This is a genomic window from Streptomyces sp. NPDC017676, assembly GCF_044329325.1.
GTDB lineage: Bacteria > Actinomycetota > Actinomycetes > Streptomycetales > Streptomycetaceae > Streptomyces.
This window is the reverse complement of sequence record NZ_JBIRJA010000002.1, coordinates 717036-732497: the sequence shown is the minus strand read 5'-3', so window position 1 is coordinate 732497 and position 15462 is coordinate 717036. Positions and strand designations below refer to the sequence as shown.

At 69.1% G+C, this 15462-nt stretch carries 4 protein-coding genes; all 4 read left to right on the top strand.

Annotated elements, in window-relative coordinates:
- The first annotated feature begins 88 nt into the window (after positions 1-88).
- The 4 genes from pglW to pglZ all read left to right on the top strand — a co-directional run bounded on the left by pglW (position 89) and on the right by pglZ (position 15410).
- Positions 89-4777: a BREX system serine/threonine kinase PglW gene (gene pglW, locus ACH4LD_RS07405; protein WP_398058946.1), complete on the top strand. Its 4689-nt coding sequence runs from the start codon at positions 89-91 to the stop codon at positions 4775-4777.
- A 62-nt stretch (positions 4778-4839) separates the two neighbouring features.
- Positions 4840-8568 (top strand): BREX-2 system adenine-specific DNA-methyltransferase PglX, encoded by a 3729-nt coding sequence (gene pglX, locus ACH4LD_RS07400; protein ID WP_398058947.1) that lies wholly within the window; start codon positions 4840-4842, stop codon positions 8566-8568.
- A 24-nt stretch (positions 8569-8592) separates the two neighbouring features.
- Positions 8593-12492 (top strand): phage resistance protein, encoded by a 3900-nt coding sequence (locus tag ACH4LD_RS07395; RefSeq protein WP_398058948.1) that lies wholly within the window; start codon positions 8593-8595, stop codon positions 12490-12492.
- On the top strand, positions 12492-15410 hold the full coding sequence (pglZ, locus tag ACH4LD_RS07390) for a BREX-2 system phosphatase PglZ (RefSeq protein ID WP_398058949.1): 2919 nt from the start codon (positions 12492-12494) through the stop codon (positions 15408-15410). The genes ACH4LD_RS07395 and pglZ overlap by 1 nt, the downstream gene beginning before the upstream one ends.
- Positions 15411-15462: the final 52 nt, after the last annotated feature.

Below are 15462 nucleotides of genomic sequence, written 5' to 3'. Positions count from 1 at the left end.
TTTAGGATTCGGTCCGAGGGTTGAGCTGTGCTTCCTGAACGCAGCGGCAGGAACTACGGCAGGCTTACAGACACGGACGGGGAGCCGCATGCTGGAAGACCGGTGGACGACGGTCACCGAGTCCGAGTATGAGCACGAGCGCCGTGGTCTTGAGGCGATCCGCCGACGTCTGCCAGATGAGGAACCGTGGCGTGCCTGGACGAACTTCATGTTCACCGCGAACAGCGGGCACGTCCGTGAGGTCGATCTTCTGGTGGTAGCGCCGGCCGGGGTCTTCCTGGTCGAGTTGAAGGACTGGCACGGCTCGGTCCACGGCGGCGGCAACGACTGGGTGCAGACCACGCCCAGCGGGACCAGCCGTCGGCACGGCAACCCGCTGCACCTGGCGAACCGGAAGGCCAAGGAGCTGTCGGGCCTGATTAACGGCGTCTCCGGTCGGCCCGCGCACCGAACGAAGATCTGGGTGGGTGAGGCTGTCTGCTTCACGGACGACAAGCTTCAGGTGAACCTTCCGGCTGCCGACATGAACGGCGTGTTCACGGTCAAGCAGCTGGTGGAGATGCTGGCCGTGCCGCCGGGAGACGCCCGCTACCAGATCACAGCCGAGGCATCCCGCTTTGTCGATGCAGCCCTGAAAAAGCTCCGTATCGCACCGATCCGCCGCCAGTACGAGGTGGGCTCCTATCTCCTGGAGGCGAAGGCGTTCGACTCCGGGCCGTCCTGGGCCGACTATCTGGGACGCCATTCCCAGCTGCACGATTTGGCACGGGTGCGGGTCTTCCTCAGTGAACGTGGTGCCTCCGACGACGAGCGGCGCTCGGTGGAGCGTGCCGCCGCCCGCGAGGCATCGGTACTCAGCCGTTTTCGTCATCCCGGTGCGGTACAGCTGAAGAATTATCTGCCGTCGGGGCATCCCGCCGGGCCCGCGATCCTCTTCGACTACCACCCGGAGACGCTGCGCCTGGACGATTACCTGGTCCAGCACGGTGAGGGTCTCGATCTGCAGGGGCGCCTCGCGCTGGTGCGGCAGCTTGCCGAGACGGTGCGCTCCGCGCACTCCCGGCGGGTCCACCACCGCACGCTGTCGGCGCACGCGGTGCATGTGATTCCGCGCGACCGCGGTCCACGCGGGCGGGAGCTCGGCGAGGAGCAGCGCTGGCTGCGTCCGTGGACGCAGATCGCGGACTGGCAGATCGCCACTGGGCAAAGCTCCAGCCGCGGCCGGCCTCTGACCCTGGCTCCGACTAACGTGACGGGGTTCCATGTCGCCGAGCAGGCTGATCCCTATCTGGCTCCGGAGCTGAGGATTCCGAAGGCCGATCCAGTGCGCCTCGATGTGTACGGGCTCGGCGTGCTCACGTATCTGCTGGTGACCGGGCAAGCGCCTGGCGCGAGCCAGAGCGAGGTCATGGCACGTCTGGAGGCCGGCGAGAGTCTGCGTCCCAGCGCGCTCGTCGACGGTCTCAATCCGGACATCGACGATCTGGTGGAGGCTTCCACCGCGTACGAACCGGGTCGGCGTCTGTCCACGGTCGACGACTTCCTGGAGATGCTGGAGTACGTCGAGCAGGCATTCGTCGAGGAGGTCCCGGGCGGCGGGGATGCGGCCGCAGTCGCGGGCGGGGACGGCGCTTCAGCCGCAGGCGTGGGCGAGGAAAGATCCGAGCCGGAGAAGGACCCGCTGGAGGCCGTGGCCGGGGACGTACTGGCCGGACGCTGGGAGGTCGTGCGCCGCCTCGGTACAGGCTCGACCGCGCGGGCCTTCCTGGTGCGGGATCTGGAGGGCGAGCCTCGGCGCAGCGGCGGCCTGCCGGTGGCAGTGCTGAAGGTCGCGCTGAGCGAGGCCAAGCATGCTGTCCTGGATCGTGAGGCGGAGGTCCTGGGCCGGATCCACAGGGACTCCAGCATCATTTCGCTGTACGAGCCGCAGCCGCTGACATTGGCTGGGCGCCGGGTCCTGGTCCTGGAGTACGTGGGCGACAGCCGGGAGCTGAAGGACCAGGACGGCAGTGCGAGTAAGGGGCCGCGCCGCAGGGAGGACACCGTTGCCCGCCAGCTGCGGGACAACGGCCGCTTGGGCATGGACCAGCTGGAGGCGTATGGGAAGTACCTCTTCGGTGCTGTGGAGCACCTGGAGGCGGAGGGGATCTGGCACCGGGATCTGAAGCCGGACAACATCGCGATCCGGGTCCGCCCCAACGGCACCCGTCAGCTGGTGCTGATCGACTTCTCGCTCGCCGGGTACCCGGCGAAGGAGATCGAGGCGGGCACCGAGGGCTATCTCGACCCGTTCGTGGGCGTCATCACGCGCGGCTCGTACGACGGGCACGCCGAGCGGTATGCCCTGGCCGTGACGCTGCATGAGATGGCGTCGAACGAGCTGCCCCGCTGGGGTGACGGCTCGGTCACGGCCCGGCAGACGGATGCGAAGGAATGGCCGTACCCGCAGCTGGCGGCAGACGCCTTTGAGCCAGCCGTCCGGGACGGCCTGGTGGCGTTCTTCCGTAAGGCACTGGCCCGAGATGTGCAGGACCGCTTCCCGGATCTCAAGCCGATGGAGCGCGCCTGGCAGCGAATCTTCCTGGACGCACAGCAGACCACGGCGCCGAGCACCGGTCACGGTGAGAAGTCGGGGCGCGGAGCGAAGGGCAGCACCGACGCGGTTGCCGGGTCGGCGGCGCAGCCGCGGATCGGGCGGGAGGACGACGACGTCTCTGCCGAGCAGGTCCGCGACCAGCAGGCCGAGCGCGCCGACCGGAACACGCCGCTGTCGGTGGCGGGTCTGACGGTCGCAGCGCAGTCGCAGCTGTTCGCGATGGGGCTGAACACCGTCGGGGACGTCTTGGAATACTCGGCGAAGAAGTTCCTCACGGCGCCGGGCATGGGCTCGCGCACCCGGGAGGAGATCCAGCGCCGGCAGAAAGAGTGGAACGCACGCCTGGGCAAGGCGGCTCCCGCGCCGCTCAGCGCGGAGGCCCGCAAGGCGGCGGGCCAGGAGCTCTCCGACCTGGAGCGGGCGGTCGCAGAGTCGGTCGCCGCCGACGGGGACGGCGCCGACCCGCAGGTGCTGGGCGGCCTGAGCCTGGACGCGCTCGCCGCCCGTCTCGTACCGAAGCCATCCAGCGGTAGTGCCCGCTCCAATGCCAAGGAGCGCGAAGCAATCCGGCTGCTGCTGCGGCTGCCCGATGAGACAGGGACGCTGCCCGGGGGCCTGGCCTGGGTCCGGCAGCGGGACGTCGCCGATGCGGTGGGACTGACCGCGGGCCGGATCCCACAGATCGTGAAGAAGGCGCGCGAGCGCTGGTACAAGGACGCGGCCCTCGGGCTGCTGCGTGAGCAGGTGGTGGAGCTTCTGGCTGAGCGCGGCCGGGTGGCCCCGGTGCTCGAGCTCGCCGACGCCCTCATCGCCCGGCGCGGCACCCAGCACGTGGAGCGGCGCAACCGGCGTGCACTCGCCCTGTCGCTGCTGCGTGCGGTGGTCGAACGAGAGAGTTACGACAACGAGTCCCCACCGCTCTTCCGCTACTTCCACGCCCGCATGCCCAAGGGCGCCGATCCGGTACTCGGCCTGCTCGCCCTGGATGTCCGGGAGGACGTGGACGGTCCGGACACCCCGGCGCTGCCCGCCCTGCAGGAGTACGCGCTGAACCTGGGCGTGCGGGCCGACCGGCTCGCGGCGCTTGAGTCCCTGCCGACGGCGAGCACGGTCCTCACCGAGCTGGACGCGGTGCGACGGCCACCGGGCAGCCTGGGCTGGGACGAGCGGCGGACGGCCGAGATCGCGGTCGCCGCCTCCACCCGGGCCGCGCTCACCCCGCGGTTGGAGATCTACCCGCGCGACCTGGACCTGGTGCGTGCGCTGCGGATCACCCAGGCCGGCGTGGTCGCCGTGCAGCCGGGCGTCGAGGAGGAGCGGCAGCCGGGCCTGACGGTGGACGCGCTGCACAAGCGGGTCGCCACCCGCTTCCCCGACCTGGGCAACGATCCCCTGGCGCCGCGCGAGCTGCCCACGGGCAGCGCCCTGGTCCGCGCCCTGAAGCAGGCCGGCTTCGACCTGAAACTGGCCACCCGCTACGACAAGGTGCTCCGGCTCATCCCGGACCGCCCCTCCGGGGACGCCACTGCCGGGCTGACCTCGGCGAGCTGGGGTGCCTCGGCTGCGCGCCGCTCGGCCCCCACCCAGTACGACGCGGACGCGGCCGTCGCCGCTGCCGTGAAGGCTGAGCAACGACTTATGCACTCGGCGCGGCAGGACGGCTTCCGGGTCCTGACCGTGCCCCAGCGGCGGGCCGAGGACGCGGTGCGACGGCTGGCCGACGAACCATACAGGGCTCGGCCGGTGTCGGTGACCGCACTGTTCGTGGCCGAACTGCGCGGCGTGGTCGGCGAGGCTGCCCGGCCGACCTGGGAGACCGTCCTCAAGGCGGACGCCGCCGAGCCGGGTAGTCGGGCTCACCAACAGCTGCGCATACGCACCGACAAGGCGTGGGGGCGGATCGAGCCGCAGCTGCGGGAGCAGCTAGCGGAGGCCGATGGTCCGCTGTTGCTCACCGACACTGCGGTGCTGGCCCGCTACGACGCGCTCGACCTGCTCGGGCGCCTCTCGGAGGAGGCTCGACAGGGCGGCAGCCCGCTGTGGCTGCTCGTCGCCCAGTCCGATCCGGCACGGGCGCCGCGGTTGGCCGGGCAGAGTGTGCCGTACCAGGCGGGGTTCGACGAGTGGATCGTTGTGCCTGACGCCTGGGTCGCGCGCAAACACCTCGAGCCGGACGCCTGACCAGCCCCTCCTCCTAACCTGATCTTCTTCCGTCCTCTCGCTTTTCTCCTCAGGAGCCGTTCGTGATCGACCGCAAGATCCTCCTCGCCGACCTGCAGAAGCAGGTCAAGGCGGCAGAGACCGATCTGGAACAGCAGGTCAAGGCCGTCCCCGAGGTCGGGACGCGGCTGCGCGGCGAGTACGAGCAGGCCCGGAAGCTGGGCCGTACGTCGGCGACGTGGAACGCCTGGCTCGGCGAGCGGATCACCCAGGTCGCGGTGGCCTGGGTGCTCGGCACGGTCTTCGTGCGGTTCAGCGAGGACAACCGGCTGATCGCCGAGCCCTACATCACCTCCCCCGACGTAGCAGGGCGGGAGACCGCCCAGGCGCGGTTCGAGGAGTACCTGGAGAAGGACGCCGACCCGACATACCGAGGATGGCTGGAGACAGCGTTCGCCGAACTGGGCGCCGGGCAGGCCGGGCGGCTGCTCTTCGACCGCGACCACAACCCGCTCTACCAGATCCCACTCTCGCACGACGGGGCGGGCGCACTGCTCGCGTTCTGGCGGGAGCAGCGCGCCAGCGGGGACGAAGGGACTGGCGGTCCCGTTCTCGTGCACGACTTCAGCGACCCGCTGAGCGCGGACGGCACCGAGGGATGGGACACCCGGTTCCTGGGCGACCTGTACCAGGACCTGAGCGAGGCGGCCCGCAAGACGTACGCGCTGCTGCAGACACCGGAGTTCGTGGAGGAGTTCATCCTCGACCGGACGATGACCCCGGCAGTGCGGGAGTTCGGCTTTGAAGAGCTGAAGATGATCGACCCGACCTGCGGGTCCGGCCACTTCGTGCTCGGCGCATTCCGGCGGCTTGTGCGGATGTGGGCTGAGCAGCGGCCCGAGGTGGGCCCGTACGAGCGGGTGCGAGCGGCCCTCGACTCGGTGCACGGGGTTGACCTCAACCCGTTCGCGGTCGCAGTGGCCCGCTTCCGGCTCCTGGTCGCGGCGATGGCCGCGAGCGGCATGCGGACGTTCGCAGAGGCGCGGAAGTACGAGTGGCCGATCCAGCTCGCGGTGGGCGACTCGCTGCTGCCTACGGAGCACCGGCAGGAGGGTCTTTTCGGCGACGAACAGCTGAGCCTTGGCGACAGTGTGGAATCGGGCGACGCGGAAGACCCGTACTACGCGCTGAGCACGGAGGACGTGTTCGAGTACCCGCAGATCCTGAACCGGGGCCGCTACCACGTGGTGGTGGGGAATCCTCCGTACATCACAGTCAAGGACAAAACACTCAACGAGCTGTATCGCAAGCTGTACGACGCATGCGCGGGTACATACGCCCTGTCGGTCCCGTTCGCACAGCGCTTTTACGAGCTTGCGGTTCGGGGCGAGGCGGAGTCCGGGCTCGGCTACGGCATGGTCGGCCAGATCACGGCGAACTCGTTTATGAAGAGGGAGTTCGGCACCAAGCTGATCGAGAGCTTCTTCCGGGATCAGGTCGAACTGACAGAGGTCATCGACACGTCGGGGGCGTATATCCCGGGGCATGGGACGCCGACGGTTATCCTCGTCGGCCGCCCGCTGGATTACACGGGCGCTCGCCGGGCCACCATCCGCACTGTCCGGAGCGTTCAGGGTGAGCCAGCGGCTCCGGAAAAGGCTGAGGACGGACTCGTCTGGCGAGCTATCATTCAACAGACCGACTCCCCGGACTCCGAGAGCGACTGGATCAGCGTTCGCGACACGCCACGTGACGACCTGTCAAAGCATCCATGGAGTCTCACAGGAGGTGCCGCACCAGATACCCTGAAGATCGTCGAGAGCCCGGGAAAGCGGCTGCGAACTGCGTCACAAGAACTCGGCCTGTCCATCGTTACTGGCGAGGACAACGCCTTTGGTTCCGTGAACACTGCTGCCGCCCGCCAACGAGGCGCCATGCCCACCGCGGTCGCCAATGGCGATGAGGTACGGGATTGGGCACTCACCGGCGCGGCTTGGCTCTCCAGCCCGTATGACCAGGATATGAAGCTCCTCGAAGGTGCAGAGATCGAGGACTTGCTCCGCTTCATGTGGCCACTGCGTCACGTACTGGAGCTTCGCAAGCGCTTCAGCATCACGATGCTAGACAGGGGAATCCCTTGGATTTCATGGCGTGAGGTTTACAGTTCCCGCGTCAAAGCACAAAAGTTGATCGTTTACGCAAAAGTTGCGACGCATAATCACTTCTACCTCCAGACTGGCCGACTCCCTGTGAAGGACTCAGCACAGGTAATCAAGCTCCGTGAGGATGCCACAACAGAAGAGCATCTGGCGCTGCTTGGATTGCTCAACAGTTCCACGGCCGCGTTCTGGCTCAAGATGGTGAGCCACGATAAGGGTAGCCAGTCAGGCACCGGTGGGTTCATGCATGACGAGTGGGAACGCTTCTACGAGTTCACCGGCACCAAGCTCCAGGAATTCCCTGTCCCCGCCGAATACCCCACCGCCCTCGCCACCGAGCTCGACACCCTCGCGCAACAGCTGTCGGCCGCAACGCCCGCCGCCCTAGCCGCCAAGTCCGCCCCCACCGCCGCCGCGCTCCGCAAAGCCCAGGACCGCTACAACGCCACCCGCGGCCGCATGATCGCGCTGCAGGAGGAACTGGACTGGCAGGTGTACTCCATTTACGGCCTGCACCCCGAGAGCCTGCGTCTGCCCGATATGACCGATGTCCCCGAACTCGCCCTCGGCGAGCGGGCCTTCGAGATCGTGCTCGCGCGCCGGGTGGCAGCTGGCGAGGTCAATGAGGTGTGGTTCAAACGGCACGGCTCCACCCCCATCACCGAGATCCCCTCCCACTGGCCCGCCGAGTACCAGGCACTTGTGCAGAAACGCATCGACGTCATCGAGTCGAACCGTGCCATCGGCATGGTGGAGCGCCCCGAGTACAAGCGGCGCTGGGCCACCGAGGGCTGGAATGCGATGCGGCAGAAGGCGCTGAAGTCCTGGCTGCTCGACCGGGTCGAGGACCGCGCGCACTGGTTCGACACCAGCGGCAATCCCACCATCACTACGCTCGCCCGCCTCGCTGAAAACCTGTCCGCCGACGAGAACTTCGTGTCCGTCGCCGAGCTGTACTCACCCCGGCAAGACCTCGTGAAGACCGTGCGCGAACTGCTGTCCGAGGAGCACGTGCCGTTCGTGTCCGCGCTGCGGTACAAGCCATCCGCGATGAAGAAGCGTGCCGACTGGGAGCACGTGTGGGAGTTGCAGCGCCAGGAGGACGCAGCGCCCGACGAGCCTGCGAAGCGGAAGATCCGTGAGCGGACGCCCATGCCGCCGAAGTACACCTCGGCGGACTTCTTGAAGCCGAGCTACTGGCGTGCACGCGGCAAGCTGGATGTGCCCAAGGAGCGGTTCGTGTCATACGGCACGGTCAACGCACAGTCGCCGGAGCTGTATGGATGGGCCGGCTGGGATCACCTGGAGCAGGCCCTCGCCCTCGCCTCATACATCCAGCAGACCGGTGTCAGTGGCGACGACCTCGTGCCGTACCTGGCGGGGCTGCTTGAGCTGCAGCCGTGGCTGGAGCAGTGGTATGGCGAGTACGACCCGGAGTTCGGGGCGTCGCCGGCCGCCGAAATCCTGGCGTTTAGGCAGCAGAAGCAGGGCGAGCTTGGCTTGACTGACGACGCGCTGCGTGCCTGGCGCCCGTCCGCCGCCACGCGCGGACGCGGCGCGACAAAGGCTGCTGCTTCGAAGAAGCGCACGAGCACGAAGGCCGCCGTCCAGATGTCCGTCACCGATGCTGTCAGCGGCACAGAGTCCGCCTGAGCAGGGGCGAGGAGCAGACACACCATGGCTTTCATGAACAGGAACAATCCTCGTCCCGAGGACCGGCCGCTGCTTCGGGAGCTGATCGACATCCCGGAGTCGGTGTCCACCTCCGACTTCGTGTTGAAGCTGAACGAAGCGGTCACGCCCGAGGGGGCCGAGGCGGCGCTGAAGGACTACGTCGTCACCGACCGGCTGCTCGGCAACTTCGACGAGGCCCTCGACCTGATCAAGTCGGCGCTGGACAGCCGTTCGTCGAAGGCTGCCTATCTACATGGCTCGTTCGGCTCTGGTAAGTCGCACTTCATGGCGGTGCTCTACGCGCTGCTGTCGCGGAACCAAGCCGCCCGGGCGCGCCGCGACCTCGACCCCGTGCGAGCGCGGCACGCCTGGCTGGATGCGGACGACCGCAAGTTCCTGCTGGTGCCTTACCACATGCTGGGCTCCAAGTCGCTGGAGCAGCGTGTGCTCGGCAAGTACGTCGAGCACGTACGGAAACTCCACCCCGGCTGCCCGCTGCCGCAGGTCTACCGGACCGACGGGCTCTTCGAGGACTTCGCCGAGCAGCGCCGCCGGAACGGCGACGAGCGGGTGATCGAGCAGCTCGCCGATGCCGGCGACGGCCAGGAGGACGAGTGGGGCGACTCCTTCGCCTGGACCACCGAACTGCTGGATCAGGCGGTAAACGCCCCGGAGGAGCACGAGAACACCAAGGACCTCGACCTGGAGAACCCCTCCACGCCGCGGGAACTGCGGGCCCGACTCGTGCAGGACCTCACCCAGACCCTGTTCCCGTCGTTCTCACGTAACGCCTCCGAGGATGCCGACGGGTTCGTCTCGCTGGACAAGGGGCTCGGCATCATCGCCGCGCACGCCAAGTCCCTCGGCTACGACGGGCTCGTCCTCTTCATGGACGAGCTGATCCTGTGGCTGGCCTCCCGCATCCACGACCAGAAGTTCGTCTCCCGCGAAGCCGACAAGATCACGAACTTTGTGGAGGGCGGCGACGAACGGCGCGCCATCCCGGTGGTGTCATTCATCGCCCGCCAGCGCGACCTGCGTGAGCTGGTCGGCGAGGAGATGTCAGGGGCCGCCGAGGCCGCCGTCCAGGACAGTCTGAAGCTCAGCGGCGGGCGCTTCGACAAGATCGTCCTGGAGGACCGCAACCTCCCACAGATCGCGCAGGCCCGCCTGCTCAAGCCCACCAGCCCGGAGGCCGAGGCGAAGGTGGAGGCTGCGTTCGCCGAGGCCAAGAGGCTCGGTCCGGACGTATGGGACACCCTGCTCGGCCACGACAAGTCCACCACCGGCGCGGACGAGGGCGCGTTCAGGCGGACGTACCCGTTCCCGCCGGCGTTCATGGACACCCTGGTACACATCTCCGCGGCCCTGCAGCGCTCCCGCACCGGCCTGAAGCTGATGAGCCAGCTGCTCGTCGATCACCGCGACGACTGGCGGCTCGGGCAGCTTGTGCCGTTGGGCGATCTGTACCCGGCCATCGCGGGCGGCGGCGACAAGGCGTTCAGCGGGGAGACCAGTGTTCACTTCGAGGCTGCCGACAAGCTGTACCGGGACAAGCTGCGCCCGTACCTGCTGAAGACCAACCAGGTCACCGAGGACCAGGTCGAGGCGTACCGACGCCGCCCCGAGACCCTCGGCGACCCTCAACTTGCGGCCCGCTGCCGCGACTTCACCGGTGACAGCCGACTGCTGCAGACCCTGTTGCTGTCTGCGCTCGCGCCCAGTGTGCCCGCGCTGGCCGACCTCACTCTGGCGCGGCTGCATGCCCTCAACCACGGCTCCATCACTACCCGCATCGCGGGGACCGAGGTCGGCCGGCTGGAGCAGAAGGCAAAGGAGTGGGCGGCGACCTTCCCCGAGATAAAGGTGACCGGTACCGGGCCGGGTGCGGTGGTGCGCCTGGAGCTCACCGGCGTCGATCTGGACGCCGTCCTCGCCAACGCCCAGGTGCACAACAACCAGAACAACCGGCGTGCCAAGATGCGCGGCCTGCTCAAGGAGGCGCTCGGCGTCAGCGACGGGCCTGGCGGCTTCGACGCGTACGACGTGCTCAACCTTGTGTGGAAGGGCACCGAACGGCAGGTCGAGGTGGTCTTCGGTAACGTCGCCGATGTCGACTCGCTGCCCGAGGCGACCCTGCGGCCCAGCCAGGAGGACGCCTGGCGGCTCATTGTCGACTTCCCCTACGACGAGGGCGAGTTCGGGCCGATGGATGACCTGCAGCGGCTGCGTGCGCTGCGGGAGAAGCCGGGTGGTGACTCGCGCACGCTGGCCTGGCTGCCCACTCACCTGACCGATGCTTCCCGCGGCGACTTCGAGCGCCTCGTCGTCATCGACAAGGCCCTCGCTGACGAGACCCGCTTCGACTCCGACTTCGCGCGCAGCCTCAACGCCGACGACAAAGAGCGCGCCAAGGGCATGCTCCAGTCGCAGCTGCTCATCCTCACCGAGCGCGTTACCCAGGCGCTGCGGCAGGCGTACGGGCTCACGCAGAAGCAGGAAGGGGTCGTCGACCTGAGCTTCGACACCCACCTGGTCGCCCAGCAGGACGTACCCGAGCTGCGGCTTCCGCTCGGGGCAACTCTGGATACCGCCGCCCGTGACCTGGCCGGCAAGCTGCTCGCCCATCAGTACCCCGCCCACCCCGACCTGGACCCGGACGGCACTGGCAGGCCGGTGAAGCCTGCCGAGATCAAGACCGTCTTCGAGTATGTGCGCAAGGCCGCCGAAAACCGTGACGGGCAGACCGAGGTCGACAGCAAGGACCGCAAGACCATGGCGCGGATCGCGGGCGGTCTTGGGCTCGGCGCCATGAGGGAGGCGTACTACCGGCAGTCCACCGCCTGGCCCGACCACTTCAACGACCGAGCCCGCCGGAACAGCACCGCCGAGCCGACCCTGGTCAAGCTCTCCGACTGGACCGACCTTCCCGAGCCGCGCGGATTGCCCGAGCCGCTGCGTCGGCTGCTCGCCGCCGCGTACGCGGAGATGACCGACCGGGTATGGGTGCGCGGCGGCGTCCCCATCGAACCCGCGCCCGCACCCCACGAGCTGAAGCCGGACTACGCCCTGCGCGAGCAGCAACTGCCCACGGAGAGCGACTGGACAGAGGCGCGCAAGCGGTTCGAGACCATGCTCGGCGACCAGGCGCCGCAACTGCGGCGCGGCCGGATCGTCAACCAGTTCGCCGCACAGATCAAGCAGGCTGCCGCCTCACTCGGCCAGGACGCCGGACGGCTCGTCGGGGAGCTGGAGAAGCACCGTGGCTTCCTCCAGTTGAACGACGACTCCCCCCGGCTCGTCCTTGCCCGGCGGGCGCAGGAGCTGGTCAAGGAGGTGACGGAAGCTGGCATCGAGGCGAAGACCGTCGTGGACCGGCTCGCCCGTTTCCCTCTCGGCGACTTTTCCGCACACCGGTACGGCATGTCGTTGAAGAGTGCCGGGAAGGTCGCCAGCGCGCTGCAGAACACCAGCTGGGACCAGCTGGGCCTGGCCGACACCCTCGGCGTGGACGGTGCGGCCGTCCTGGAGCGGGTGCGGGATGCCGCCGCTGGCGACCCGGGGGATTACCCCGATCTGCCGGGCGTGCTGCACGCCTGCGGCCGGGAAGTGCTGTCCCTGCTGAGGTCTCGCCAGAGCACGGCCGAGCGCCCCCAGCCGTCGCCCACTCCTCCGCCGAGTTCCGACAGCGTGGACCTGAACGGCGGCTCCGCCCACCCGCAGGTGCTGCCGGAGCCGCCGCAGCAGCCGGGGCCGCGCACACCGTCCCGGTCCGTGGCCCGCTCCGGCGGCGGGCGGACTACCGCCGCCCGGGCCGCCGCCGAACTGCAGGCGGAGATCGCGGCGCTCGCGGCCGAGCACCCGAACGCCACCGTCGAGGTCATCTGGAAGGTCGTCGACTGATGTCCGACACGGTCACCGCAGTCACCGCGACCGCCGGCCCCGCCCGGCTGTCGGCAGGAACCGTCCGTCAGTACCTCGCCGCCCGCAGTCGGCTCGGTGACGGCACAGTCCGCGTACTGCTGCTGCGGGCCGCTCCCGTCTGGGACGGGCCCGCCGTGCAGCGTACGGCGAGCGGGCTGCAAGCACGGGTGGTCGTCGCGCCCTCGGTGCTGGCCGTGCACGAGCAGATCCTGGGCCACCTCGACGCGCCGACTCCTCCCGACCCCAAAGTCTTGGTCGTCCTCACCGACCGCGAGGACACCGACCTAGACCCCGGGCTGCTCGCCCGCGTCTACGGCGGAAGGATCCGGTCCGTCGACAATTGGGAGGTCGTGCAGGAGGCGTTCGACGCGCGCGGTCTCGACGGGCGGCTGCGCAGGGAGACCTGGGCGGCCGAAGCGCTCCTTGACGCGGCGGCCAGTCGCGGTTGGCCCTCCCTCGGTAAAGGACTGCTGTCCCGAGACGAAGCCCTCACCCGGCTGGCCCGGCGTCGGCTCCGGCTCGGCCGCCGTGACACGGACGCGCTGGGCGGGCCGGCCGCACACGATGACGGAGACCGCATCGACCCCATCACCCTGTTCCGGTGGACCCACATCCCAGGCGGCCCCAACCTCCTGCGCGACCTGCGCGGACCGGAACGGGCCGGCCTGGCCCGCTTCCTCGCCGAACCCGAACAGGCCGGCTCCACCGGAAAGATCATTACCGCCCTGGTAGACGCCGACCACGGGGCGGACGCACCCGCCTACGCGGTCGTCTGCGCGGCTCTGTGGGGGCACGCGGAGGCCGACCACGACTTGTACCGGGCGCGCGGGCGCGCCGAGCGATGGCTCGGCGACCAACCCCCCGCCCAGGGCGACGACCTCGACCGACTCCTTACCTCCTTCGGGCAAAGCGGTGAGGCGTACGTCCGCGGCCTCGTCGACCGGGGCGAACACCGGCTCGCCGACCCGGTCCTGAGCAGGGCCGCACAGCTCGTCACACAGTTCGGGGCGCAGACCGCCGCCGCTGCCAGTCCGCTGCTCGCCGCCGGACTCGATGCCCGCTTCACCGCCGCGGGCCGCGCCCTCGCCGACGGCGGTCCCGAGACGGTCACGGCTGCCATCACCGCGCTGGCCGAACACGCCCTGGCCGTCGACGGCGCCACCCAGGCCCGTATCGAACGGGTACGCATGGCAGCGCGGCTGCGGCGGTGGCTGGCGTCCCAGCCTGAAGTCGACATCGCCTCGGTGGCAGACGGCGCCGACCGCCAGATCCGCGAACTCGGCTGGGTAGACCGAGCCTTGGAACACCTGGACGCGGGTGGCGACGCAGATGACGCACTCGCCAACGCCTACAGCCGGATCGGCGAGCAGGTGCGCAGCAAACGTCGTGAGCTGGACCGCGCGTTCTCCGAGCGGCTCGCGGTGTGGACCGCAGATGGCACCGCCCCCGGCGCCATGCTCACCGTCGAAAGCTTCCTGGACCGGGTCGTCGCGCCCGTCGTGGACTGTCCCGGCCGACGGGTCCTGCTCCTCCTCATCGACGGAATGAGTGCGGCGATCGCAGCCGAACTGGGTGAGGAACTGCACGCACACTGGTCCGAGTTCGACCCGCTGCAGGGCGCGACCGGAGCACCGGTGAGGCGTGCCGTGGCCGCTGCGCTGCCCACCCTCACCACCGTTTCCCGCACCTCGCTGTTCGCCGGCACCCTGATGAAGGGCGACCAGAACGACGAGAAGCGGCTCTTCCCCCAGCACCCGTGCTGGAAGGGGGCCCCTGCGGCTGTCTTCCACAAGGACGATCTGCGCAGCCCCGACACCGGCTCGCCCTTCTCCACCGCCCTGACTGAAGCGCTCGCCGACGAGCGCACCCATGTCGCGGTCGTCCTCAATACCGTCGACGACCGGCTCGCCAAGGAGCAGAAGCTCGGCGACGGCGCTTGGGAGATCAAGGAGATCGGCGGCCTGGAACCGCTGCTGCGGGCCGCCCGCGCCAACGACATGACCGTGCTCCTCACCTCCGACCACGGCCATGTGGTCGAGCGACGCGGCAGCAAGATCGACACGGCCGCCGGCGTCATAGGGTCGGCCCGTCACCGCGCCCCCGGCGGACCCGTCACACCGGCCGAAATCGAGCTGTCCGGACCACGGGTAGTCTGGCCGGAGCCCGGATCGCGGATCGTCGCGCTGCGGGACCACGACGCCCGGTACACCGCGCTGAAGGCGGGCTACCACGGCGGGGCAACCCTCGCCGAGTTCACCATCCCCCTCCTCGCCCTACTGCCGTTCGGCGCGGAGCCACCTACGGGGTGGCGGGAACTGGGCGACCTTACGCCCGCATGGTGGGAGCAGGACAACGACGCCACCACCGGACTCGAGGCCGAGACGAAGGCCGGAGCCGATGCCGTCGCGGCACCCGAGGCCACCGCTGCACGCCCAAGCCGCAAGCAGGCCAAGAAGTCAGCGCCGCCCGTGACAGAGGGCGCTATCAGTCTCTTCGGCGAGGACGAGGTCGCACCCTCCGCACCACAGGAACCTGTCGCCCCTGTAGTGAAGCCTGCGGCCGTACCCGTCTCCGATCAAACAGAGGACCCTGCCACCGCACTGGTGAATCGCCTCATGGCCACCGAGCTGTACCAGGAACAGCTGGCACTGCTCGCCCGTGTGCCACGCGACAAGGCGGTCCTGCCGAAAGCTCTGGCCGCGCTGGTCGAAGTGGGCACCCTGCCCATGACCGCCCTGGCCGAACGCGCCGGCCAACCCGCCACCCGAGCCCCTGGCCTCGCCGCGACCCTGGCCCAGCTCCTCAACTATGACGGCGCCCAGATCCTGGAAATTCTCCCCGACAACCGCACCCTGCGCCTGCACCGGGGCCAGATGATCGAGCAGTTCGGACTGTGAACCGGGGGTCTGCGGCCATGCCGGGCGGTGCAGTCGGCCCGCCCGGCCGCTC

Coding starts and splice junctions, on each gene's coding strand:
- pglZ (WP_398058949.1), top strand. CDS start 12,492: ATGTCCGACACGGTCACCGCAGTCACCGCGACCGCCGGCCCCGCCCGG.
- pglW (WP_398058946.1), top strand. CDS start 89: ATGCTGGAAGACCGGTGGACGACGGTCACCGAGTCCGAGTATGAGCAC.
- ACH4LD_RS07395 (WP_398058948.1), top strand. CDS start 8,593: ATGGCTTTCATGAACAGGAACAATCCTCGTCCCGAGGACCGGCCGCTG.